At 59.7% G+C, this 22100-nt stretch carries 20 protein-coding genes; 9 read left to right on the forward strand and 11 right to left on the reverse strand.

The features are described 5' to 3' along the window. Nucleotides 1-11 precede the first annotated feature (11 nt). From AC2TAD_RS07460 to cobU, 3 genes are read right to left on the reverse strand one after another with little or no spacing between them, the layout of a single operon-like run. The gene (locus AC2TAD_RS07460) at nt 12-893 is read right to left on the reverse strand and encodes a glutathione S-transferase N-terminal domain-containing protein (RefSeq protein ID WP_480866896.1); all 882 of its coding nucleotides are present in this window, start codon (nt 891-893) and stop codon (nt 12-14) included. 58 nt (nt 894-951) lie between these two features. Next, nucleotides 952-1530 (reverse strand): histidine phosphatase family protein, encoded by a 579-nt coding sequence (locus AC2TAD_RS07465; protein WP_480866898.1) that lies wholly within the window; start codon nt 1528-1530, stop codon nt 952-954. Further along, the gene (gene cobU / locus AC2TAD_RS07470) at nt 1527-2048 is read right to left on the reverse strand and encodes a bifunctional adenosylcobinamide kinase/adenosylcobinamide-phosphate guanylyltransferase (RefSeq protein WP_480866900.1); all 522 of its coding nucleotides are present in this window, start codon (nt 2046-2048) and stop codon (nt 1527-1529) included. The genes AC2TAD_RS07465 and cobU overlap by 4 nt, the downstream gene beginning before the upstream one ends. Before the next feature lie 99 nt (nt 2049-2147). Here cobU and AC2TAD_RS07475 point away from each other — a divergent pair, with 99 nt between their 5' ends. The 6 genes from AC2TAD_RS07475 to AC2TAD_RS07500 all read left to right on the forward strand — a co-directional run bounded on the left by AC2TAD_RS07475 (nt 2148) and on the right by AC2TAD_RS07500 (nt 8677). Beyond that, nucleotides 2148-3026, forward strand: a complete 879-nt coding sequence (locus tag AC2TAD_RS07475; protein ID WP_170353475.1) for an RNA polymerase factor sigma-32 — start codon at nt 2148-2150, stop codon at nt 3024-3026. Further along, the gene (locus AC2TAD_RS07480; RefSeq protein ID WP_480866902.1) at nt 3023-3838 is read left to right on the forward strand and encodes a ChaN family lipoprotein; all 816 of its coding nucleotides are present in this window, start codon (nt 3023-3025) and stop codon (nt 3836-3838) included. The genes AC2TAD_RS07475 and AC2TAD_RS07480 overlap by 4 nt, the downstream gene beginning before the upstream one ends. Before the next feature lie 63 nt (nt 3839-3901). Beyond that, nucleotides 3902-5098, forward strand: a complete 1197-nt coding sequence (gene coaBC, locus AC2TAD_RS07485) for a bifunctional phosphopantothenoylcysteine decarboxylase/phosphopantothenate--cysteine ligase CoaBC (protein ID WP_480866903.1) — start codon at nt 3902-3904, stop codon at nt 5096-5098. Between the two features lie 15 nt (nt 5099-5113). Then, nucleotides 5114-5569: a dUTP diphosphatase gene (gene dut, locus AC2TAD_RS07490; RefSeq protein ID WP_480866905.1), complete on the forward strand. Its 456-nt coding sequence runs from the start codon at nt 5114-5116 to the stop codon at nt 5567-5569. Continuing rightward, entirely contained in the window at nt 5569-6606 is a 1038-nt protein-coding gene (locus AC2TAD_RS07495) for a HesA/MoeB/ThiF family protein (RefSeq protein ID WP_480866908.1), read from the forward strand. Before dut ends, AC2TAD_RS07495 begins: the two co-directional genes overlap by 1 nt. A gap of 58 nt (nt 6607-6664) precedes the next feature. After that, nucleotides 6665-8677 carry a M3 family metallopeptidase gene (locus AC2TAD_RS07500; RefSeq protein ID WP_480866910.1) on the forward strand — a complete coding sequence of 671 codons (2013 nt, stop codon included), beginning with the start codon at nt 6665-6667 and terminating at the stop codon, nt 8675-8677. Here AC2TAD_RS07500 and AC2TAD_RS07505 read toward each other — a convergent pair. Genes AC2TAD_RS07505 through AC2TAD_RS07530 form a run of 6 tightly spaced genes read right to left on the reverse strand, consistent with a single transcriptional unit; the run spans nt 8666 to nt 15230 of the window. Then, nucleotides 8666-9598, reverse strand: a complete 933-nt coding sequence (locus tag AC2TAD_RS07505) for a 2-hydroxyacid dehydrogenase (protein ID WP_480866912.1) — start codon at nt 9596-9598, stop codon at nt 8666-8668. The genes AC2TAD_RS07500 and AC2TAD_RS07505 overlap by 12 nt on opposite strands. A 15-nt stretch (nt 9599-9613) precedes the next feature. Further along, nucleotides 9614-10753 carry a rod shape-determining protein RodA gene (rodA, locus tag AC2TAD_RS07510; protein WP_170353468.1) on the reverse strand — a complete coding sequence of 380 codons (1140 nt, stop codon included), beginning with the start codon at nt 10751-10753 and terminating at the stop codon, nt 9614-9616. After that, on the reverse strand, nt 10750-12699 hold the full coding sequence (gene mrdA, locus AC2TAD_RS07515) for a penicillin-binding protein 2 (RefSeq protein WP_480483209.1): 1950 nt from the start codon (nt 12697-12699) through the stop codon (nt 10750-10752). Before mrdA ends, rodA begins: the two co-directional genes overlap by 4 nt. Next, nucleotides 12699-13232 (reverse strand): rod shape-determining protein MreD, encoded by a 534-nt coding sequence (locus AC2TAD_RS07520; RefSeq protein WP_480866913.1) that lies wholly within the window; start codon nt 13230-13232, stop codon nt 12699-12701. Before AC2TAD_RS07520 ends, mrdA begins: the two co-directional genes overlap by 1 nt. Next, nucleotides 13225-14127: a rod shape-determining protein MreC gene (gene mreC, locus AC2TAD_RS07525; protein WP_170353465.1), complete on the reverse strand. Its 903-nt coding sequence runs from the start codon at nt 14125-14127 to the stop codon at nt 13225-13227. The genes AC2TAD_RS07520 and mreC overlap by 8 nt, the downstream gene beginning before the upstream one ends. Nucleotides 14128-14183: 56 nt before the next feature. Then, a complete protein-coding gene (locus tag AC2TAD_RS07530) occupies nt 14184-15230 on the reverse strand; it encodes a rod shape-determining protein (RefSeq protein ID WP_039523195.1) in 1047 nt (348 codons plus the stop codon). 155 nt (nt 15231-15385) lie between these two features. Here AC2TAD_RS07530 and AC2TAD_RS07535 point away from each other — a divergent pair, with 155 nt between their 5' ends. Continuing rightward, nucleotides 15386-16171, forward strand: a complete 786-nt coding sequence (locus tag AC2TAD_RS07535) for a 23S rRNA (adenine(2030)-N(6))-methyltransferase RlmJ (protein ID WP_480866915.1) — start codon at nt 15386-15388, stop codon at nt 16169-16171. A 122-nt stretch (nt 16172-16293) separates the two neighbouring features. Further along, on the forward strand, nt 16294-18027 hold the full coding sequence (locus AC2TAD_RS07540; RefSeq protein ID WP_480866917.1) for an adenylate/guanylate cyclase domain-containing protein: 1734 nt from the start codon (nt 16294-16296) through the stop codon (nt 18025-18027). A gap of 45 nt (nt 18028-18072) precedes the next feature. Here the strand turns inward: AC2TAD_RS07540 and AC2TAD_RS07545 are convergent, their stop codons facing one another. Further along, nucleotides 18073-19641 carry a 2-isopropylmalate synthase gene (locus AC2TAD_RS07545; RefSeq protein ID WP_480866919.1) on the reverse strand — a complete coding sequence of 523 codons (1569 nt, stop codon included), beginning with the start codon at nt 19639-19641 and terminating at the stop codon, nt 18073-18075. A gap of 286 nt (nt 19642-19927) precedes the next feature. On the opposite strand from AC2TAD_RS07545, the gene AC2TAD_RS07550 reads away from it, so the two are divergent. Continuing rightward, complete coding sequence (locus AC2TAD_RS07550) at nt 19928-20593, forward strand: SDR family NAD(P)-dependent oxidoreductase (RefSeq protein ID WP_480866921.1); 666 nt, start codon at nt 19928-19930, stop codon at nt 20591-20593. A gap of 6 nt (nt 20594-20599) precedes the next feature. Here AC2TAD_RS07550 and AC2TAD_RS07555 read toward each other — a convergent pair whose 3' ends face one another. Next, nucleotides 20600-22066: an MORN repeat-containing protein gene (locus AC2TAD_RS07555; protein WP_480866922.1), complete on the reverse strand. Its 1467-nt coding sequence runs from the start codon at nt 22064-22066 to the stop codon at nt 20600-20602. Between the last annotated feature and the right edge of the window lie 34 nt (nt 22067-22100).

Genomic DNA, 22100 nt, shown 5'->3' on the forward strand with positions numbered 1-22100 from the left:
ACGCAGGCGGTTTAGGAATCGTTAACGCCTGCGACCATGGCAGAGAATTTCGGCCACGCGCCCGGATCTGCGGCGGTTTTGTCACGGCAGAACGGGTTGCAGAAGCCCCAAATGCGGCCATCCAATTCAAGGAAATCCGTCACAGTGTCGCCGGAATAGGGGCAGATGGCGTTGACCGAGGGGCCTGCGTCCACAACGCGGGCTACGGGCGAGCCGACTGGCCAGGGTTGTGTTGCCAATCCCAGTGCGTAGGGGAAGGGGTCATAGGACACAGTCAATCCCATCGCGCGCCATTGGCGGACGGACAGGTCTGACAGCAGGTCAAGGCAATAGACCCGGTTTGCGTCCGAGACTGGCAGACCATAGCCGATAATCCGCGCGGCCACCGGCGTATAGAAGACATCCGACAGGGAATAGTCGCCAAACAGCGGACCGGAGGTGGCCCCGGACACGCTGCGAGCATGGGCCCAAAGGGTCTCGATCCGGTCAAGGTCGCGCAAGGTATCTGCTGAGGGTTCAAACCCGGTCCAGCAATGGTGCAACTGCATCGGGCATTCGCCGCGCAAGGCGGTGAACCCGGCCACCATCTCGGCGCATAACCAGCGCGCGGTGGCGCGGGCGGCTGGATCTGCAGGCCACAGCCCGGCGTCGGGATGTCGTTCGGCCAGAGTTTCGGCCATGGCGAGGCTTTCGCCTACCACCGTCCCGTCGGGCATGCGCAAGGCGGGCACCAGACGGGCGGGGGCGAGTGGCTTCATATCCTCAGTCATGGTGCCGGAATAGAGGCCGATCATTTGGGTTTTGTAAGGCAGGCTGAACTTTTCCAGCATCAGCCAGCCGCGCATGGACCAGCTGGAAAACAGTCGGTCCCCGATAAACAGATCATAGGTCATAGGTGCAGGATGGCGCGGACAATCGCGTCGGTAAATCAGTGATTTGTGCGCAGGTGCATCACGCGAGGTGATTGATCCGACCGACCGACCAGCGATCCCCGTGATGGGTCAGTTCCGTGACCGAGAGGTTGTCGATCTTGTGGCTGAACGCCTCTTGTGCGGTCACGTCCAGCGCGCGCTGTACCTGCGTCAGGATCACGCCGAAATGCACCACGACGACCAGATCGCGCCCGCTATGATCGGCAATCAGCCGGTCGATGACGGGATCTACCCGCGCGCGCACCTCGTTCCAGCTTTCGCCATTTGGGGGGCGCACGTCACCGGGATTGTCCCAATAGGCAAAGGCGAGGTCGGGGTCTTCGGCCTCGATATCTTTGAAGCCGCGCAGCTCCCACGTGCCGAAATTGATCTCGCGCAGGTCGGGGTGATGGGGCAGGCGGGTGCGTGTTCCCTGAATGGCCGAGGCCGTATCCGCGGCGCGGGACAGGTCGGATGAGATAACAACCGCATCAGACGGCAGATGGTCATGCAAGCGCTGGATCGCCACTGTGTCGCTGAGATCAGCGCGCAGGTCGGACCAGCCGACCATGGTTTTGGCATGGGTCGGGCCGTGGCGGACAAGATGCAGGCGAGTCACGGCAGCTGTCCTTTCAGTACCAGAGGCAGCCCGGCTGTGACTTGCACCGCCAGATCGGCCTGCGCGGCCAATGCGATATTCAGACGTCCCTGTGCCTCTCGAAAGCGGCGGGACAGGGCGTTGTCGGGGACAATGCCGTGGCCGACTTCGTTCGATACGATTACAATCTGGGCTTTGCAGGTATTCAGCGCATCCAAAAGCAGGGCTTGTTCTTGTTCCAGATCGTTTTCCGCCAACATATGATTGGTCAGCCACATCGTCGCACAGTCAATCAGACAGACCTGATCCTGCGTCAGAGCGGCCAGAGCAGGGCGCAGGTCGAACGGAGCCTCGATCGTCGTCCAACCCTCCCCTCGTTGCTTCACGTGCGACTTCACCTTTTTGTGCATTTCATCATCAAACACTTGTGAAGTCGCGAGGTAGACGCGGTTTTTCCCTGTTGAAACAGTGAGTTGTTCGGCAAATGCTGACTTTCCCGAGGCTGCTCCGCCCATAACAAAGGTCAAATCCGAACCCACTGGTGTTACCTTCCATGTGATCCACCCGGTTTTGTCCTGCGTATCGACCATAAGTCGACAAGGCAAGGCTGGCTAGGCCTGCGAAAATGGGAGGCTTCCATGGCTCTGGATAATACAAACGATTTTTCGATGTCGCGACAGGCGATGAAAGCGGAACTGCTGGATGCAGAAACCGAGCTTAAACTGGCGTATGCGTGGCGAGATCATCGCGACGAGCAAGCCTTGCATCGCTTGATTACCGCCTACATGCGGCTGGCGATTTCCATGGCGGCCAAATTCAAACGGTACGGCGCGCCGATGAATGACCTGATTCAAGAGGCCGGTTTGGGCCTGATGAAAGCCGCCGACAAGTTCGACCCGGACCGGGGCGTGCGGTTCTCGACCTATGCAGTCTGGTGGATCAAGGCCAGCATTCAGGATTACGTGATGCGCAACTGGTCGATGGTGCGCACCGGCTCGACCTCATCCCAGAAATCACTGTTTTTCAATATGCGTCGTGTGCAGGCCCGGCTGGAGCGTGAGGCCGCGACGGATGGAATGGATTTGGACCGCCATCAGTTGCATCAAATGATTGCCGCAGAAATTGGTGTGCCTCTGCGCGATGTCGAGATGATGGAGGGCCGCCTTTCGGGATCCGATTTCTCGCTGAATGCGGTGCAATCTGCGGATGAGGATGGTCGAGAGTGGATTGACGCGCTGGAAGATGAGCGCGAACAGGCTGCCGAAATGGTCGAAAACAGCCATGATATGGAACAGCTGCGCCATTGGCTGGTCGCCGCGATGCAATCGCTCAACGAGCGCGAGCGGTTTATCGTCCGCGAACGGAAACTACGTGAGCCTTCGCGTACCTTGGAAAGCCTGGGGCAGGAATTGGGTCTTTCAAAAGAACGGGTGCGTCAGCTTGAAGCGGCGGCATTCGTAAAAATGCGCAAGAACCTTGAAGCGCAATCGCGCGAGGTGCAACACTTCATCGCATGAGACAGTTTGCGATTCTGCTGTGCGCGTTTGTGGTTACAGCCGGTATAGGCCGGGCTGACGGTTTGATTCCGGATGACGTCGCCGATGCGATGCGTGCGGCTGACGTGGTGATCCTGGGTGAAATCCACGACAACCCGCAGCATCACATCGTACAAAAAGAAGCATTAGAGATCGTCAACCCCTCGGCCGTGGTCTGGGAAATGGTCACCGAAGAGGGCGCGCAACGGCTGGCTCAGAAAGCTGCGACAAATCCCGAGGAATTGGACCGTATTCTGAAATGGGCCGAGATGGGATGGCCGTCCCTCAGCATGTATTACCCGGTCTTTCAGGCTACCGATGCGCCGGTCTATGGGGCGATGGTTCCCCGTGCGGCGGCGCGCGCTGCAATGGAACGGGGTGCTGCCACGGCGCTGGGCGCGGATGCGGCGCGCTATGGGCTGACCGTGCCTCTTTCGGCTGCGGATCAGGCTGAACGCGAGGCAGATCAACTGACGGCGCATTGCGATGCGCTCCCGCAAGAGGCGCTGCCTCAGATGGTGGCCATCCAACGTTTGCGCGACGCGGTTCTGACGCGTTCGATCTTGCGTGCCGATGACGAAACAGGCGGGCCGATTGCTGTGATCACCGGCAATGGGCATGCCCGCAAGGATCGCGGGATTCCGACATTCACGTCTCGGGTGCGCCCTGGTTTGAAAGTCTTTGTGTTGGGGCAGTCCGAGGATGGCGCGATCTCAGGCGAGTTTGACGCGGTGATCGACAGCCCTTCGGTCGAACGCGAAGACCCCTGTCTGGCATTCCAGACGCAGAATTAACCGCTGGAACTGTCTGGCCTGCTTGCCTAATGTCAGGGCCGACCGGGACGGGAAGGGCTGAACATGCTGGCATCGAAACGAATTCTGCTGATCATCGGCGGAGGCATCGCAGCCTATAAATCGCTGGATCTCATCCGCCGCCTGCGCGAACGCGGCGCGGCCGTGACCCCGGTTCTGACCCGCGCAGCTGAAGAATTCGTGACGCCTTTGTCCGTGTCTGCCTTGGCCGGAGAGAAGGTCTATCGCGATCTCTTCGATCTGACCGATGAGGCCGAGATGGGCCATATCCAACTGTCCCGCTCTGCCGATCTTGTAGTGGTTGCCCCGGCCACTGCCGATCTGATGGGAAAGATGTCCAGCGGGCTGGCCAACGACATGGCCTCGACCCTGCTGATGGCGACCGACACGCCGGTTCTGTGTGCGCCTGCGATGAATGTACGGATGTGGGATCACCCGGCGACACAGCGCAATCTGGCGCAGCTGCAGGCCGATGGCATCCGCTTTGTCGGCCCGAACGAGGGCGATATGGCCTGCGGCGAATACGGCCCCGGCCGCATGTCCGAACCGCTTGAGATCGTCGCAGCGGTTGAGGGCCAGTTGGGCGGCGGCCCGTTGCAGGGCAAGCGTATTCTGGTCACGTCGGGCCCTACCCATGAACCCATCGACCCGGTGCGCTATATCGCCAACCGGTCCTCGGGCGCGCAAGGAACGGCGGTGGCGCGGGCGCTGGCCGCGCTGGGGGCCGAGGTGGTGTTTGTCACCGGCCCGGCGGATGTGGCTCCGCCCCAAGGCGTACAGGTGGTTGCGGTCGAGACCGCGCAACAGATGTCGGATGCGGTGGACGCCGCCTTGCCCGTGGATGCGGGCGTGTTTGCGGCGGCTGTGGCGGATTGGCGGGTGGCCAGCGCCTCGGACCGGAAGCTGAAGAAAACCCGCGACGGCCTGCCCGCGCTGGAATTTGCGGAAAACCCCGACATTCTGAAACGCGTCTCGCATCTGGAAACGGGTCGCCCCGCGCTGGTCGTGGGCTTCGCCGCCGAGACCGATAGTGTGATCGAACACGCCACCGCGAAGCGCGCGCGTAAGGGGTGCGACTGGATTGTGGCCAATGATGTCAGTCCCGCCACCGGCATCATGGGCGGGTCCGAGAATGCGGTCACGCTGATTTCGGACGCAGGGGCCGAAGAATGGCCACGTATGAGCAAGGACGCTGTGGCCGAGCGGTTTGCGCGCAAGATCGCCGACGCGCTGACCGCGTGAGGGAAAGGAAACAAGATGGTTGCAATTCGCGTGATCCGCGAGGACGGCTCTGACCCCTCAGTACCGTTGCCGTCCTACGAAACCACCGGCGCGGCGGGGGCGGATGTGCGGGCCAACCTGCCGGGTGGCGCGTCGATGACGTTGGAACCTGGCCAGCGCGCCTTGGTTCCCACCGGTCTGCGGATCGAAGTCCCGAATGGCTATGAGGTGCAGGTGCGCCCAAGGTCCGGGCTGGCGTTGAAACATGGGATCACGTTGCCTAACGCCCCGGGTACAATCGACAGCGACTATCGCGGACCGCTTGGCGTGATCGTACTGAATGCCGGGCAGGAGGTGTTCGAGATCACCCACGGCGAACGCATTGCGCAGCTTGTCGTGGCTCCGGTCGTTCAGGCCACGTTCGAAACCGCCGATACGCTCAGCGACACCGAACGCGGCGCGGGTGGGTTCGGCTCGACCGGGCGCGGCTGATGCTGCTGGTTTTCATTCTGGCTGCCGGGCTGTGGGGCGTGGGCTATCTGGCGGGCGTGTCGCGCACCGCACGCATGACATCCGTCGGGGTGCTGCTGTTGGGCGTGATCACGGCGCAACTGGTTCTGCCGGATGGCCACCCCTTGCGTCAGGCGACTGGCGGCTCTGCAGCGATGTGGCTGATCTTGGGTGGTTTCGCGGTTCTGGTTCTGGTTTATGGAAGGGTGCTGAAAGCGTTGCGAAACCGTGCAACGCCCGCCACGAAGGAGCCCGCCATGCCATCCGACCATTTCTCTGAGACCGAACTGGAACGTTATGCTCGTCATATCGTATTGCGGGAATTGGGCGGACCGGGTCAGAAAAAGATGAAACAGGCCCGTGTGCTGGTCATTGGCGCTGGTGGTCTGGGCGCGCCCGCCCTGCAATATCTGGCCGCAGCCGGGGTTGGAACCGTCGGTGTGATCGACGATGACGAGGTCGAGAACGCGAACCTGCAACGTCAGGTGATCCACCGCGACGCGGATATCGGGATGCCCAAGGTGTTCTCGGCGCAGCAGGCCATGCAGGCGCAAAATCCTAATGTGATCGTTCTGCCCTATCACCGTCGTTTGACCGAAGAGATCGCGCAGGATTTGTTTGCCGATTTCGATCTGATCCTCGATGGGACTGACAATTTCGACACTCGCTATCTGGCCAACCGCACGGCGGTTGCGCTGGGCAAGCCGCTGATCTCGGGTGCGCTGTCGCAATGGGAAGGGCAACTGAGCGTCTTTGACCCCGCTCATAACGCCCCCTGCTATCAGTGCATCTTCCCCGAGGCCCCGGCCCCCGGATTGGCCCCGTCGTGTTCCGAGGCGGGGGTGATCGGCCCTCTGCCCGGCGTTGTGGGCTCGATGATGGCGGTTGAGGCGATCAAGGTGATCACCGGGGCGGGGCAGGCCCTGCGCGGTGAAATGCTGATCTATGACGCGCTTTATGGTGAAAGCCGCAAGATCACACTGTCACGCCGCGCCGATTGCCCGATTTGTGGTAAGTGACCGCGCGCACTGGATCATCCCGCCCCGCGCTCCTAGGTTGTGCTCAAAGGAGAGTTTCATGACCAACCCGATCCTGTCCGACTGGACCACACCGTTTGAAATCGCGCCCTTCAACACGATTGCCGATACCGATTTTGCCCCTGCGCTGGAGGCGGCCCTAGAGGCGCACAACGCGCAGATCGATGCCATCGCGGACACTCCCGACGCGCCCAGCTTTGCCAATACGGTCGAGGCGCTTGAGGCTGCGGGTGAGCAATTGGACAAGGTTCTGTCCGTCTTCTTCACCGTGGCCGGGGCTGACAGCAACCCGGCACGTGAAGAACTGCAGCGTGACTTCTCGCCCAAGCTGGCGGCGCATTTCTCGGGGATTTCGTCGAACAAGGCACTGTTTCGGCGGGTGGCCGACCTGTGGGACCGAAAGGATGATCTGAACCTGACCGACGAACAGGCGCGGGTTCTGATGCTGACCCATCGGGGCTTCGTGCGCGCGGGCGCGGCCCTGACCGGGGATGCGGATGCGCGGATGCAGGCGATCAAGGCGCGACTGGCCTCGCTGGGTACATCGTTTACCCAGAACCTGCTGGCGGATGAGCGTGAGTGGTTCATGCCCCTGTCCGAGGATGATCTGGACGGTCTGCCCGATTTCGTAGTCGATGCGGCCCGCGCTGCCGGGCAGGAAAAGGGTGCGGACGGCCCGGTTGTGACCTTGTCGCGGTCGATCATCGTGCCGTTCTTGCAATTCTCGCCCCGTCGCGATCTGCGCGAGGTGGCGTATAAGGCCTGGACCGCGCGTGGCGCCAACGGTGGCGAGACAGACAACCGCGAGATCGCCGCCGAAATCCTCGCCCTGCGAGAAGAACGGGCCAAGCTGCTAGGCTATGACAATTTCGCCACCTACAAGCTGGAAACCGAGATGGCCCGCACGCCGGACAAGGTGCGCGACTTGCTGATGCAAGTGTGGGAGCCCGCCAAGGCCCGCGCGGATGCGGATGCCGAGACCCTGACGCAGATGATGCAGGCGGATGGGGTCAATGGCCCACTGGCCGCGTGGGACTGGCGCTATTATGCCGAGAAACGCCGCAAGGCCGAGCATGATCTGGATGAGGCCGCGCTGAAACCCTACTTGCAACTGGACCGGATGATCGAGGCCGCCTTTGCCTGCGCCAACCGCCTGTTCGGGTTGGAGTTCGCGCCGCTGGACGTACCGCTCTACCACCCCGATTGCCGCGCGTGGGAGGTCACGCGCACCGGTCAGCATATCGCGGTGTTCATCGGGGATTACTTCGCGCGGGGTTCCAAGCGATCCGGCGCGTGGTGCAGCGCGATGCGGTCGCAGGCCAAGTTTCCTACGGTGCAAGCTCCGGTCGTGATCAATGTCTGCAACTTCGCCAAGGGCGATCCGGCACTGCTGTCTTATGATGATGCGCGGACACTGTTTCATGAATTCGGCCATGCGCTGCATCAGATGCTGTCAGATGTGACTTATGAAAGCATCTCGGGCACATCAGTGGCGCGCGATTTCGTGGAACTGCCCAGCCAGCTTTACGAACACTGGTTGGAGGTGCCCGAAGTTCTGGCCGAGTTCGCCACCCATGCCGATACTGGCGCGCCGATGCCGCAAGACATGCTGGACAAGGTGCTGAAGGCCGCCAATTTCGATCAGGGGTTTCAGACGGTCGAATATGTCGCCTCGGCGCTGGTTGATCTGGAATTCCACGACGGTGCGGCCCCCGCCGATCCTATGGCGAAACAGGCAAAGGTGCTGGAGGGTCTGGGAATGCCCCCGGCCATCGGAATGCGCCACGCCACCCCGCATTTCGCCCATGTGTTTGCGGGCGACGGCTATAGCTCGGGCTATTACAGCTATATGTGGTCCGAGGTCATGGATGCCGACGCCTTCGCGGCCTTTGAAGAGGCCGGGGGTGCCTTCGACCCCGCCCGCGCCAAGGCGCTGGAGGAGAATATCCTGTCCACCGGAGGCTCGCGTGAGGCCGAAGAGTTGTATCTGGCCTTCCGGGGCCGCTTGCCGGGGGTCGAGGCGTTGCTGAAAGGGCGCGGGCTAGTAGCCTAAAGCGCGGTCGACGAGGTGCAGGTAGGGTTCGCCCGCCTCGCCACGTCGAATGTTCTCAACGATCACCTGCGCGGCTGTCACTGGCCGCGTTTCCGAGGCGATATGCGGCGTGACCGTCACGTTCGGATGCGCCCAATAGTGGTGGTCGATTGGCAAGGGTTCAACCCGGAACACGTCCAGCGTGGCGTGGCCGATGTGTCCGGCGCTCAGCGCATCCATCAGGGCGTCGTCGTCGATCAGAGGGCCTCGGCCCGGATTGATCAGACATGCGCCCTTGGGCAGTAGGGCGAGGGTTTCCGCGTTCAGCAGGTTCTCGGTCGCCGGTGTGTCGGGCAGAAGTAGAACGGCGATTTCGGCGCTGGCCAGCGCGTTGCGCAGCCCTTCATCGCCGTGCAGGCAGGTGACGCCGGGGATGTCCTTGGGCGAGCGGCTCCAGCCCGTGACGTTGAAACCCAACGCCGCCAGTGCCCGCGCGGATGCCTCGCCCAACATGCCAAGGCCCAGAATGCAAACGGTGCGTTCAGGGGCCAGCGGTGGGGCCTCGGGTGTCCATGTGCCGTCTTGCAGGGTGATATGGCGGTCCATCCCCAGATGATAACGCAGCACATGGCCGACCACCCATTCGGTCATGCCTTGCGTCAGCCCGTGATCGACCATCCGCGCCAGCGGGACGGTCAGAGAGTCGTTGCCCGCGATCTTTTCGACCCCGGCCCAGAGGCTAAGCACGGCCTTGAGGTGCGTATAGGGGGTGAAATCCAGCAGCCCTCCATTCGGGGCATAGACCACATAGTCGACCTGATCGGCCGGCAAGTCGGTGGCAAGATGGGCATCCACGCCTGCTTGTTCCAACCCTTTGGTCAGCAGTGGTTCATACACGGGCCACAATTCAGGGCGCGCGGAAAACAGAACGTTTACGGGCATCGGGGGCCTTTCAAATCAGCGGGGACGGTGGATATGGGCGCTTTGCACAATGCCGAAGGCCGCCATCAGAACAAGCATCGCCGAGCCACCGTAGCTGACCATCGGCAGGGGTACACCCACCACCGGGGCCAGCCCCATCACCATCGACATGTTGACCGCGAAGAACAGGAAGAAGTTCAACGCGATGCCCAGCGTCACCAGCGACGAGAACCTGTCCTTGGTCGACAGTGCCGTGACTAGGCAGAACACAAGGATCAGCCCGTATAGCGTCAGCAGGGTGATGCCGCCGACAAAGCCGAACTCTTCGGCCAAGGTGGTAAAGATGAAATCGGTGTGTTTTTCCGGCAGGAAGTTCAGGCGCGATTGAGTGCCTTGCATGAAGCCGCGCCCATTCCACCCTCCTGATCCCAGCGCGATCTTGGACTGTGTGATGTGATACCCTGCGCCCAGGGGATCGGTCGATGGGTCCAGAAACGTATCAATGCGACGGAACTGGTAGTCTTTGAGCAATTGCCACTCGGTCCCGCGGCTGTTGAACACAGTGGCGATCAGGCCGACCACCGCCGCGATGACGGCGGCAAAGTAGGCCCAGTGGACACCGGCCAGGAACATCAGACCTCCGCCCGCCGCAAGCAGCAGGATCGACGTGCCTAGGTCAGGCTGTTTCAGGACCAGCGCCGTCGGGATCAGGATCAGCGCAACCGGGATCAGAACCCATATCGGGCGTGAGGTTTTATGCGAAGGGAGCCAGTCGTAGTAAGCGGCCAATACCATCACCAACGCCACTTTCATCACCTCGGAGGGTTGCAGCCGCATGAAGCCCAGATCAATCCAGCGCTGCGCGCCCATACCGATTGTTCCGAAAAGCTCAACCATGATCAGCAGCCCGATCGAGCCCAGATAGGCCAATACAGACATGTTTCGCCAGAACCAAATCGGAACCAGCGCGATGATGAACATCACTGTGAGGCCCAGACCAAAACGTTCCATCTGTGGCTCGGCCCACGGGGTCCAGGACCCTCCGGCCACGGAAAACAGCATCAGGAACCCGGCGCTGGCTGTGCTGATCAGCAAAAGCGTCAGGGGCCAGTTCATGTACAGGAACTTGCGGAACCCCGATGGCGTGGATTTGACGGCGTATTCAAGATAGCTCATGCGCGGTCCTTTGTGGTTGGACGCGCTTTGGGGCGGCGGTCGCCTTCAAGCTGTTTCTGTTGTTCCTTTATGCGTTCCCGGTCTGCGACAGGATAGGCTTCGAGTGGGGGCGTGCCGTTGTAAAGCGCCTGTAGCATAATGTCCCGCGCAACAGGTGCGGCGGCCTTAGAGCCGCCTCCGCCGTGTTCCACAACAACAGCGATTGCGTATTTCGGTTTGTCATAGGGGGCGAAGCTGACGAACAGCGCGTGGTCGCGGCGTTCCCATGGCAGGTCTTCATTTCGGATCACGCCTGCGGCACGTTCGGCCTTGGTGATGTTGCGCACCTGACTGGTGCCGGTCTTGCCAGCCATGCGCAGATCGTCAGCAATGATGCGGCTGCGATAGGCGGTACCACCCCGGTCATTCGAGACCGAGAACATGGCCTTGCGCACCTGTTCAAGATTGTTCGGGTTCACCGCCAAAGGTTCACCCAGGCCCGAGGGTTCTTCGACCCCATTGATCGAACGAACAAGTCTTGGCTTCACTTCACGTCCGGTGGCGATCCGTGCAGTCATGACCGCAAGCTGCAGAGGTGAGGCCAGCATGAAACCCTGACCAATCGACGCATTTGCTGTGTCGCCCACAAGCCAGCTTTCACCGTGTACCCGCTCTTTCCATGCCTGGTTCGGGGCCAGCCCGGCCGCAACTGCCGACATCGGAATGTCATGTTTGACGCCCAGCCCGAAAACACGCGCCATGTCGGAAATCTTGTCGATACCGGTCCGCAGCGCCACATCGTAATAATAGACATCACAGCTGCGCTTGAGCGAAAGGTTCAGATCGACAGTCCCATGCCCGCCGCGCTTCCAGCAGTGGAAACGGCGGCTGCCCACCTTTAGATGGCCGGGGCAATAAACAGTATTGCCGGGGCCGATCACTCCGGCCTCAAGCGCGGCCATGGCGGTGATCATCTTGAAGGTTGATCCCGGAGGGTAAGTGCCTTGGACTGTCTTATTCGCAAGCGGGCGGTAATTGTCTTGTGTGAGGGTTCGGTAATCCCCAACCGAGATACCGCGCACAAACAGGTTCGGGTCGAAACTGGGTGCTGAACTGATCGCGCGGATATCGCCGGTCTCACAGTCGATTACCACCGCCGCGGCGCTTTCACCCGCCAAACGGGCTTGCGCGTATTGCTGCAGATCGGCATCGACGGAAAGTTGCAGATCGGCGCCGGCCTCGCCTTCTTGCCGGTCCAATTCGCGCATGACGCGACCGGTGGCGTTGACTTCGACCCGCTTGGCCCCGGCCTTGCCACGCAGGGTGCTTTCCTGCTTGGCCTCAAGTCCAACCTTGCCGATTTGAAAGCGGGGGATGCGCAAAACCGGCTCGGGGTCGTCGATCTGGCTTAGGTCATAATCACTGACTGGGCCGACATATCCGACCACATGGGCAAAGTCCTCGTAGCGCGGATATTGCCGCGTCATGCCGACTTCGGGTGTCACCCCCGGCAGGGCAGGCGCATTGACGGCGACTTTCGAGATATCCTCCCACGTGACCTGATCAGCCAACGTGACCGGAAGAAACGGGGCCGAACGGCGCATCTCGGTCTTGGCGCGTTCCATTTCGTCTTCGGTCAGCGGAATCAGGGACGACAGCCGCGTCAGCACTTCGTCCACATCGCCTGCGTCCTCGCGGACCATCACGATACGGTAGGAAGGAGAGTTTTGCCCGATGATCTGACCGTTTCGGTCATATATACGTCCGCGCGTCGGAGGGATCAGGCGAATGTTGATGCGGTTTTCTTCGGCCAGCAGGCGGTATTCATCGGCCTGATCGACCTGCATATAACGCATGCGGGCGGCCAAACCCCCGATAAAGGCAGCTTGCAACCCGCCAAGAATCAAGGCCCGACGGGGTAAGCGTTTATAGGCCAATCCTTGCGACTTGGGCTTCTGTTGCTTCATCAGCGTGCCCCCATCGTGCCGGTTTCGGCGGCGGATATGCGTTGAACGCCGAATGCGCTCTGTGTCAGCAGAACGATCAAGGGGTAAATAGCTATTGTCAGAACCACTTGAATCACGACTGGCCCCAATGCCGCCTGTTGCACGGACACAATAGCAAGAATAACGCGGTTGAGCACAAAAACTGCTGTGATCACCACCGCTGATGTCATCCACTCACTTGGAAAACCGGCATCCCTCATGCCCAGCGATGCTGTTCGCAGATAGGCCGCGCCCATTGCCACCAATGCCGCCATCAGGCCCGGCGGACGCTGAAGCAACAGGTCGGCAGTCAGCATCACAACCGCTATCAGCGGAATCGGCACAAATTCGGGCCGCCGCATGACCCACGCGAACGTCAACGCGATCAACAGATCGGGAAAGGGCCAGCGGTCCGGTTTTGTATCCAGCGGAAGAAGGTGCATGAACAAGATCAGCATTGCCAGAAACAGATACAATGCACGCTTGGTCCAAAGCTGAGACGCATTCCTATCCATCTCCGACCTCTGCTGGTGTCAGGGCGGCTTCGGGACGTCGTGGTCCGACGATATCCCCCGAGTCTTCGATGGCAGGAGCCGAGTGGAACCTAAGAACACGCAAGAATTCCAGCCGTTCGAAATCCGCAGACAAGCGTACGCGCAGACGCCCGCCCGGATCGGCCGTGATCTGGCCGATCAGCAGGCCGCCGGGAAACACTCCGCCATCACCTGACGTGACAACACGGTCGCCCGGTCGTACAAGTTCGCGATTTTCCAGAAACTCGACGGCGGGTGCGGATGTGTTATCGCCTGCAATTAGTGCAGTCTGGCCCGAAGGCTGAATCGTCGCGGGAATAGCGCTTGAGGCATCGGTCAATAGGATGACCCGGGCCGTGTCGGGGCCAACGCCCGAGATGCGACCTACCACGCCAATACCGTCCATCGTTGCCCAGCCATCCATTATGCCGTCGCGTTCACCAACATTCAGCAAAACCGATTGCCGAAAGGGTGAGCCGCTGTCGGCCATAACGACACCAGTGATATAGGTCAGGCGCGGGTCAAGCCGTACGTTGTTGAGGTCCAGAAGGCGCGCGTTTTCCTGTTCCAACTGCAGGGCGGCCTCTTTCCAGGCGCGCATCAGGCGCAACTCGCTGCGCAGTTCCTGGTTCTGTTCGCTCAGCCGCTGATAGCTTTGGAAGTCACGGGCCAGATTGACGATTCCTGTGACTGGCACCATCGCCCATTCCATCGAGGGCACAACCTTGTCGACCACTTGCGCGCGAAACCGTTCAACCCGAGGGCTGTCGATGCGCCAGACGAGAAAGATGCCCAACAGGCAAAGCACAACAATCCCCAGCAACAAGCGGCGCAGAGGTGCCGTGTATTCATCGCGCTGTGATCGGTCGTTTGCCACAGGTTACCTTCCCGTGCTGCTCTTGCCCGAGTTCTTACCCCGAAAGGGTGCGCGCCTTAGCTTTCGTAGTCAATCGCGTGGCGCAGTTGTTTTTCGTATTCCAGCGCTTTGCCGGTGCCCAAAGCCACACAATTCAGGCTTTCATCGGCAATCGACACAGCCAGACCGGTCTGTTCGCGCAGGGCAAGGTCCAGATCGCCCAGCAGCGCGCCGCCGCCGGTCAGCATCACGCCCCGGTCCACGATGTCGGCGGCCAGATCGGGCGGTGTGGTTTCCAATGCAGTCATCACCGCTTCGCAAATCTGCTGGACAGGTTCTGAAAGGGCCTCGGCCACTTGGGCTTGGCTGATCTCGATTTCTTTGGGCACGCCGTTCAGCAGGTCGCGGCCCCGGATATGCATTGACTGGCCCCGACCATCGTCTGGCATCCGGGCGGTGCCGATGGTGGTTTTGATACGTTCTGCAGTAGATTCGCCCACCAGCAGGTTTTGCTGACGCCGCAGGTAAGAGATGATCGCCTCGTCCATACGGTCTCCGCCGACGCGGACCGAGCGCGCATAGACGATGTCGCCCAGCGACAGAACGGCCACTTCGGTGGTGCCGCCGCCGATATCGACAACCATGTTGCCAGTCGGATCAGTGATCGGCATGCCAGCACCAATGGCGGCTGCAATCGGTTCGGCAATCAGGCCCGCGCGGCGCGCACCTGCCGACAGAACCGACTGACGGATCGCGCGCTTTTCAACTGGCGTCGCGCCATGGGGTACGCAGACGATGATCTTGGGCTTCGAGAAGGTCGACCGTTTATGCACCTTGCGGATAAAGTGCTTGATCATTTCTTCGGCAGTGTCGAAATCGGCAATCACGCCTTCGCGCATCGGACGGATCGCCTCGATCGAGCCGGGCGTCCGGCCCAGCATCAGCTTGGCGTCCTCGCCGACGGCCAGAACCTTTTTGACGCCGTCCTTGACGTGATAGGCCACGACTGAGGGTTCTGACAGGATAACACCGCGTCCTTTGACATAAACCAGCGTGTTCGCCGTCCCAAGGTCAATCGCCATGTCCGCTGTGAACAGGCCGCCCAGATTGCCAAAGATTCCCATGTTTTCAATGATCCCGTTCGTCAAAATTTCCACTGCCCGCGACTCGACGGTTCCGGGACGGATGTCTTATAGGGTGCCATCTCGCCCGGTAAAAGGGCTGATTCCGCGTCAATCAGCACCTTTCCGCCTTAATGATAGGGACTTTAGAAGGCAACATGCTCTCATATCAACATATTTACCATGCTGGAAATCTGGCTGATGTGCAAAAGCACGCTTTGTTGGCATGGGTGCTGGAATATTTGACCCAAAAAGACAAACCATTGACCTATCTCGAAACACATTCAGGTCGTGGTTTGTATCACTTGGACGCGGATGAAGCAGTACGAACAGGCGAGGCTTTGGCCGGGATAAAGCGGGTGCAGCGCGAAGGTTGGTTCAAAGCGGATCATCCGCTGTCACGTGCACTGACGCAGGTTCAGGCGACACACGGACGGCACGCCTATGCGGGTTCACCCCTGATTGCGGGTAATTTGCTTCGCGATCAGGACAGCATGCATTTGGCCGAACTGCATCCACAAGAATTCGACGCCTTGTCGCTGGCCGTGTCGCGGTTCGGAGCAAAAACCTACAAGCAGGACGGATATGAGTTGGCGCATTCGCTGCTGCCGCCAACGCCGCGGCGAGGGGTTCTGTTGATTGATCCGAGCTACGAGGTGAAGTCAGAGTATGACCGGCTGCCGGGTTTTATCTCTAAAGTGCATCGGAAATGGAACGTAGGCGTTTTTGCCTTGTGGTATCCAATCCTTGCGGATGGGCGGCACAAGTCGATGGTCGCGGCGCTGCAAGGGCAAGACTTACCAAAGGTCGAGTGTCACGAAGTCCGCTTTCCCGCCGCGCGCGAAGGGCATCGCATGATCGGATCAGGGATGTTCGTTGTAAATGCGCCATTCGGAATTGCGGATGAGATGCGCCGTTTGGATGCGTTGTTTGCCAAGCTCTGAAGATGCCTGAATACACTTGATCAGGGCATTCGCGTCTTCGTGATACACGCCTTGGGTGTTTTTACAAAATCTGTTTTGGAAATGGGGTGTTCGGTCCTAGACTTTGGTCAGGGAGGTGCGCGATGGATCGCCGACTAGCTACGGTTCTGGCCGCTGACATGGTGGGCTATAGTCGGCTGATGGAAGCGGATGAACAAGGCACGCTTGCCCGTCTGCGTACGCACCGTATCGAGCTGATCGACCCGGCAATCGACAAGAACCGCGGAAAAATCATCAAAACAACGGGCGACGGGATGTTGGTTGAATTCCCCAGCGCCAGCGAAGCAGTGACCTGCGCGGTCGCGGTGCAGAACCGGATGTTGCGTCGCAATGCAGATGTTCCGAAGGACCAGCGCATTCATTTCCGCATCGGGATAAATCTGGATGAGATCATTTTTGAGGATGGCGATATCTTCGGCAGCGGTGTCAATATCGCCGCGCGACTTGAGCAATCTGCAAATGCTGGTGAGGTTCTGATCTCGGGCGCGGTGCATGAACAAGTCTCGGACCGATTGGAGTTGCAATATGATGATCTAGGCGATCTGACACTTAAGAACCTGTCTCAACCTGTTCATGCCTATCGGGTCGCTTTGGATGGCACGGTTGCAGACGATGCGCCAGCAGGTGATGGCGATACCAAAGTGGTCAAACCCTCTATCGCGGTTTTGCCCTTCGCAAACATGAGTGGAGATACCGAACAGGAGTTTTTTGCCGACGGTCTTACCGAAGATTTGCTAACCGAGTTGAGCCGCCGGCATGAGCTGTTCGTGATCTCGCGCAATTCCAGTTTTGTCTACAAGGGACAGGCTGTGAATGTACGCGAAGTGGGTGCTAAGCTGGGTGCGCAATACATCGTCGAAGGTAGTGTCCGAAAGGCTGGCAACAGGGTACGTGTCACCGTTCAGCTGATTGATAGTTACAGTGATGGCCATGTCTGGGCTGAGAAGTATGATCGTGACCTGGATGACATTTTCACAATACAGGACGAGGTTATCTCGGCCGTGGTTGCCACACTTCCCGGTCGTATCGAAGCCTCGCAGCAAGAGGGGCTGACGCGCAAGAAACCTTCGAGTTTTGCAGCCTATGAATGCGTTTTGGCCGCGAAAGTCCTGCATCACCGCAGCACGCGCGAGGATAATGCCGAGGCGACAAAGTTGATCGATCGCGCTATCGAACTGGATCCGGATTACGCGCACGCCCATGCCTGGAGCGGTTGTATCCGCGGTCAAGCTTGGGGATATGGTTGGTGCGATGATCGTGAAGCCATGCTGGGTGAGTGTGAAAAGGCGATCCTCAAGGCCGCTTCTCTGGATGACAACGACGCAGATGTTCATCGTTTGATGGCTGCGGTAGAGATTTTGCGAAACAACCTTGGCCGGGCGCGGTATCATCAGGAACGCGCGCTGTCGCTGAACCCGAATTACGATCTGGTTGTGGTTCAGATGGGCGAATTGCTGACATGGTCGGGTCGTGCCGATGAAGGTGCCGAGTGGATACAAAGGGCGATGCGTCTGAACCCTCACCACCCTGCACGGTTCTGGAGCCATCTTGGAAAGGCGCGCTTCGGTGCTAAGAAGTATGATCAGGCATTAGAGGATTTCGCCCGGTTGCCTGCCCTCGACTCGCTTCAGAACGCATATGTCGCTGCCTGCCATGCGTGGCTGGGAAACCAGGACGAAGCGCGAGCGTACGTTGACGCAATTTACGAGGCCCAGCCAAAGTTCAAGATCGCTGATATTGAAGGCATGCTGCACTACGCCAGCGATGAAGATTTTCGGCATTTTGTGGATGGGATGCAAAAGGCCGGGTTGTCCTGACCTTTGCGACGAAAAAGCGGCCCGCAAAGACGGGCCGCCGTTCGGTCAGGTCAAATCTTTGTAGCTGATCTCGCGCGCATCAGCGCCCGGACCCGCTTTTTCACGTCTTACAATCAGGCGGTTCAGCGCGTGGATGTAAGCTTTGGCCGAGGCGACGACGGTATCGGTGTTCGCCGACTGACCGGTAGCGATCATGCCGTCCTCTTCCAACCGAACAGACACCGTGGCTTGGGCATCGGTTCCTTCGGTCACTGCGTGGACCTGATAGAGTTGCAGATGCGCTTTGTTGGGATAGATCGCACGGATTGCCTTGAAAGTCGCGTCCACTGGACCGTCGCCATGTTCGGTGGCGATGATATCCTTGCCATCCATCTCAAGTTCGACCGTAGACTCGGCTTGGCCGCCTGTGCCGCAGGTCACCTTCATCGACACGAGCTGCAAATAGTCGTCGTGCTGATCCATGGTCATCAAGGCAATGAGGTCGTCGTCAAAGACCTCTTTCTTGCGGTCGGCCAGATCCTTGAACCGTACAAAGGTGTCCTTGAGCTGATTGTCGCCCAAATCAAAGCCCAAGGTCTCGAGCTTGTCGCGCAGGGCCGCGCGGCCCGAGTGTTTGCCCAACGGCAAAGACGTGCCGGACAAGCCGATATCCTCGGGGCGCATGATCTCAAAGTTTTCGCGGTTCTTCAGCATCCCGTCCTGGTGGATGCCGCTTTCATGCGCAAAGGCGTTCTTGCCGACGATAGCTTTGTTGAATTGCACATTGAACCCGGACACCGTCGCCACACGACGCGAGATATGCATGATCTTGGTGGTGTCGATACCTGTGTGCCACGGCATGATGTCATTGCGCGTGCGCAGTGCCATCACGACCTCTTCTAACGCGGTGTTGCCGGCGCGTTCGCCAAGACCATTGATGGTACACTCGATCTGTCGCGCTCCGCCCGCCACAGCGGCCAGAGAGTTCGCCGTCGCCATGCCGAGATCGTTGTGACAGTGGGTGGCGAAAACCACCTCATCTGCACCCGTTACGGTCTCGATCAGGCGTTTGATCAGGTCGGCGCTTTCGACCGGAGCGGTATAACCCACCGTGTCGGGGATGTTGATCGTCGTCGCACCCGCCTTGATCGCGATCTCGATCACGCGGCACAGGTAATCCCACTCGGTCCGGGTGGCATCCATCGGCGACCACTGCACGTTGTCGCACAGATTGCGTGCATGGCTGACCGTTTCGTGGATCTTCTCGGCCATCTCGTCCTGGGTCAGGTTCGGAATGGCGCGATGCAGCGGAGAGGTGCCGATGAAGGTATGAATGCGGTTCAGGCGTGCGTGTTTCACCGCCTCCCAGCAGCGATCAATGTCTGCGAAATTGGCGCGGGCCAGACCGCAGATGCGGCTGTTTTTCGAGCGCTCGGCAATCTCGCTGACAGCTTTGAAATCACCCTCGGAGGCGATTGGGAAACCGGCCTCGATGATGTCGACGCCCATTTCGTCCAGCAGCTCGGCAATTTCGAGCTTTTCGTTATGGGTCATGGTTGCGCCGGGGCTTTGTTCGCCGTCGCGCAAGGTGGTGTCAAAGATCAAGACGCGGTCTTGGTCGGTCACGTTGGTCATGGGAATCTCTTTCTTCTTCTGTCCTAAAGCCTATGGCGCGCGGGCGTCCTCCTCTGAGCGGGCGCGCCGGATGGCACGCTCAGAGGCGGATTAGGATCAGTAGGCCACGCAGCGACGCACCGCCAAGGGCGGTGTCGGCAACAAGGATGTCTGCGCGGTTGATCATGGGGTTGAGGTTATACAGACAGCGCCGCGAATGAAAAGACGGAATTTGCAGCTTGTTACCGGTCGTGTTTGTTTTTCGGGAAATATTGATTGGTGAGGGCAGGCTGCTAGGTGAAGAAGCATGCAAACGGCACTTATCATCGGCGCGTCCGGGGGGATCGGTTCAGCCCTTCACGCGCGGCTACTTGGGCACTCTGTTTCAGTCACGACCCTGTCGCGGTCTATGGACGGGTTCGATTTGATGGATCCGGACAAATCCAACGCGATTCTCGGCACGCTAACTGGCCCTTATGACATGATCTTCGTCGCGTCCGGCGCGCTTGAGATCGACGGGGCCACGCCGGAAAAGTCGATAAAGGTAGTGTCTGCGCAAGCCATGATGGATCAGTTTGCGTTGAACGCGGTAGGCCCCGCTTTGGTGCTGGGGCACGCAGCCAGACTGATGCCCCGTGACAGGCGCTGCTTGATTGCCGTGCTTTCGGCCCGCGTAGGGTCCATCGGCGACAACCGGTTGGGTGGATGGGTCAGTTACCGCGCGGCCAAGGCCGCCGTGAACCAGATTGTGCATACAACCGCGATCGAGTTGGCGCGGACGCATAAACAAAGTGTGTGCGTAGCCTTGCATCCTGGCACGGTTCAAACCGCGTTCACCGAGAAATACGTAGGTCGTCATCCGGCAGTTAAACCGGACAAGGCGGCTCAGAACCTGCTGGCTGTGGCTCAATCACTGACCCATGCTGATACCGGCGGCTTCTTCGATTGGGCGGGTCAGACCGTTCCGTGGTAGCCTGAGCTACCCGTCCGAGGGCGTCTCGGTCGGTTGGGCCGCGGGCGGGGTTTCCTCTGGCGCTGTCGTCTCAGCCTCGCCGCTGCTGGGCAAGACGTCGTTTTCCCAGGTGCCAGTCTCGACCTCTCCATTGGCATAACGCATGGTGCCGTCACCGTGGCGTTTATTGTCGCGGAAATTGCCCTCGTAGACGTCGCCTGTGGCATAGGTCGCGATCCCGCTACCGCTGATTTTTCCGTCAACCCACCCACCGGTATATGTGAAATTGCGTGCCGTGGTGACGGTACCTTGGCCGTGCCGCTTGCCGTTCAGGAATTCGCCTTCATAGACTGTGCCATCCGGAAAGCTGGCTTTGCCAGTGCCTTGGCGGTTTCCGTCAACCCATTCGCCCTCGTATACATAACCATTGGCCAATTTCAGAACACCTGAGCCATGGCTCAGGCCGTTCCTGAACTGGCCCGAATAGACCACGCCGTTGGGATAGGTGACGGTTCCGCGGCCTTCGTAAATGCCAGCGATCCAGTCACCGTCGTATACAGTGCCATCCGGGTAAGTGTGTACGCCTTTGCCGTGGGGCAGGTCGACGCTGAAATCCCCCACATAGACCGAGCCGTCAGGATAGGTCATCTCGCCGAACCCGTCGATCTGGCCTCCGGACCATTCGCCGTTATATTCAAACCCGTCTGCGCCAACAAAGCGGCCCTTGCCTTCTCGACGGTCATCGACATACGCGCCTTCGTATGTCGTGCCGTTCACATAGGTCGCCTTGCCGATGCCCTGACGGCGCCCGTCCAGCATGTCGCCTTCGTAGACGTCTCCGTTCGCCAGAACCTGCCGGCCCTTTCCGGTCATCCGACCTTCAAGCCACGCACCGCTATAGGTCATGCCGTCGGGAACGGTCAGAGTGCCTTCACCATGGCGCTGCCCATTTAGGACGTCGCCTTCATAAACGTTACCGTTTGCCCAGGTGATTTTGGCCTTGCCCTGCTTGACGCCCTCGACCCAATCACCGTCATAGGTGTAGCCGTTCGGATTGGTCAGAATGCCTTTGCCGTGACGCTTGGCATCTTTGAACCCACCTTCGTACCGTTGGCCGTTCGCATATGTCGCAATGCCGGTGCCGTTGATCGTGCCGTTAGCCCAGTCGCCCTCATAGCTGCCACCGTCAGTATAGGTGATCTTGCCACGCCCCTCGGGCTGACCCTTTGCAAACATACCTTGGTAGATCGACCCATTCGCGTATCGGGCAATGCCGCTACCTTGAATTTCGCCTTCGGACCACTGGCCAGTGTATTCGAACCCGTCCGGTAGGCGATACGTGCCGGTTCCGTGGCGCAGGCCGTTCAGAAACGTACCTTCGTAGACGCCGCCGACCTCATCATCGGCCGTGATCACTTGTCCTTCCTGCGCGCTAACGGTTCCGGCCATCAAGGCCAGGGCCGTTACAGCAATTGAGGTGCGGAATGCATTCATGATCGTTCCAACCTGCCCGGTTATCATCCTTTTG

This window comes from Ruegeria sp. HKCCD7628, from assembly GCF_057221005.1.

Bases quoted from the DNA above. Each gene is read 5' to 3' on its own strand.
- AC2TAD_RS07540 (WP_480866917.1), top strand. From the start codon at position 16,294: ATGGATCGCCGACTAGCTACGGTTCTGGCCGCTGACATGGTGGGCTAT.
- AC2TAD_RS07460 (WP_480866896.1), bottom strand. From the start codon at position 893: ATGACCTATGATCTGTTTATCGGGGACCGACTGTTTTCCAGCTGGTCC.
- rodA (WP_170353468.1), bottom strand. From the start codon at position 10,753: ATGAGCTATCTTGAATACGCCGTCAAATCCACGCCATCGGGGTTCCGC.
- AC2TAD_RS07495 (WP_480866908.1), top strand. From the start codon at position 5,569: ATGCTGCTGGTTTTCATTCTGGCTGCCGGGCTGTGGGGCGTGGGCTAT.
- AC2TAD_RS07520 (WP_480866913.1), bottom strand. From the start codon at position 13,232: ATGGATAGGAATGCGTCTCAGCTTTGGACCAAGCGTGCATTGTATCTG.
- AC2TAD_RS07550 (WP_480866921.1), top strand. From the start codon at position 19,928: ATGCAAACGGCACTTATCATCGGCGCGTCCGGGGGGATCGGTTCAGCC.
- coaBC (WP_480866903.1), top strand. From the start codon at position 3,902: ATGCTGGCATCGAAACGAATTCTGCTGATCATCGGCGGAGGCATCGCA.
- AC2TAD_RS07545 (WP_480866919.1), bottom strand. From the start codon at position 19,641: ATGACCAACGTGACCGACCAAGACCGCGTCTTGATCTTTGACACCACC.
- AC2TAD_RS07535 (WP_480866915.1), top strand. From the start codon at position 15,386: ATGCTCTCATATCAACATATTTACCATGCTGGAAATCTGGCTGATGTG.
- AC2TAD_RS07555 (WP_480866922.1), bottom strand. From the start codon at position 22,066: ATGAATGCATTCCGCACCTCAATTGCTGTAACGGCCCTGGCCTTGATG.
- AC2TAD_RS07500 (WP_480866910.1), top strand. From the start codon at position 6,665: ATGACCAACCCGATCCTGTCCGACTGGACCACACCGTTTGAAATCGCG.
- AC2TAD_RS07480 (WP_480866902.1), top strand. From the start codon at position 3,023: ATGAGACAGTTTGCGATTCTGCTGTGCGCGTTTGTGGTTACAGCCGGT.
- AC2TAD_RS07530 (WP_039523195.1), bottom strand. From the start codon at position 15,230: ATGGGAATCTTTGGCAATCTGGGCGGCCTGTTCACAGCGGACATGGCG.
- dut (WP_480866905.1), top strand. From the start codon at position 5,114: ATGGTTGCAATTCGCGTGATCCGCGAGGACGGCTCTGACCCCTCAGTA.
- AC2TAD_RS07505 (WP_480866912.1), bottom strand. From the start codon at position 9,598: ATGCCCGTAAACGTTCTGTTTTCCGCGCGCCCTGAATTGTGGCCCGTG.
- mrdA (WP_480483209.1), bottom strand. From the start codon at position 12,699: ATGAAGCAACAGAAGCCCAAGTCGCAAGGATTGGCCTATAAACGCTTA.
- AC2TAD_RS07475 (WP_170353475.1), top strand. From the start codon at position 2,148: ATGGCTCTGGATAATACAAACGATTTTTCGATGTCGCGACAGGCGATG.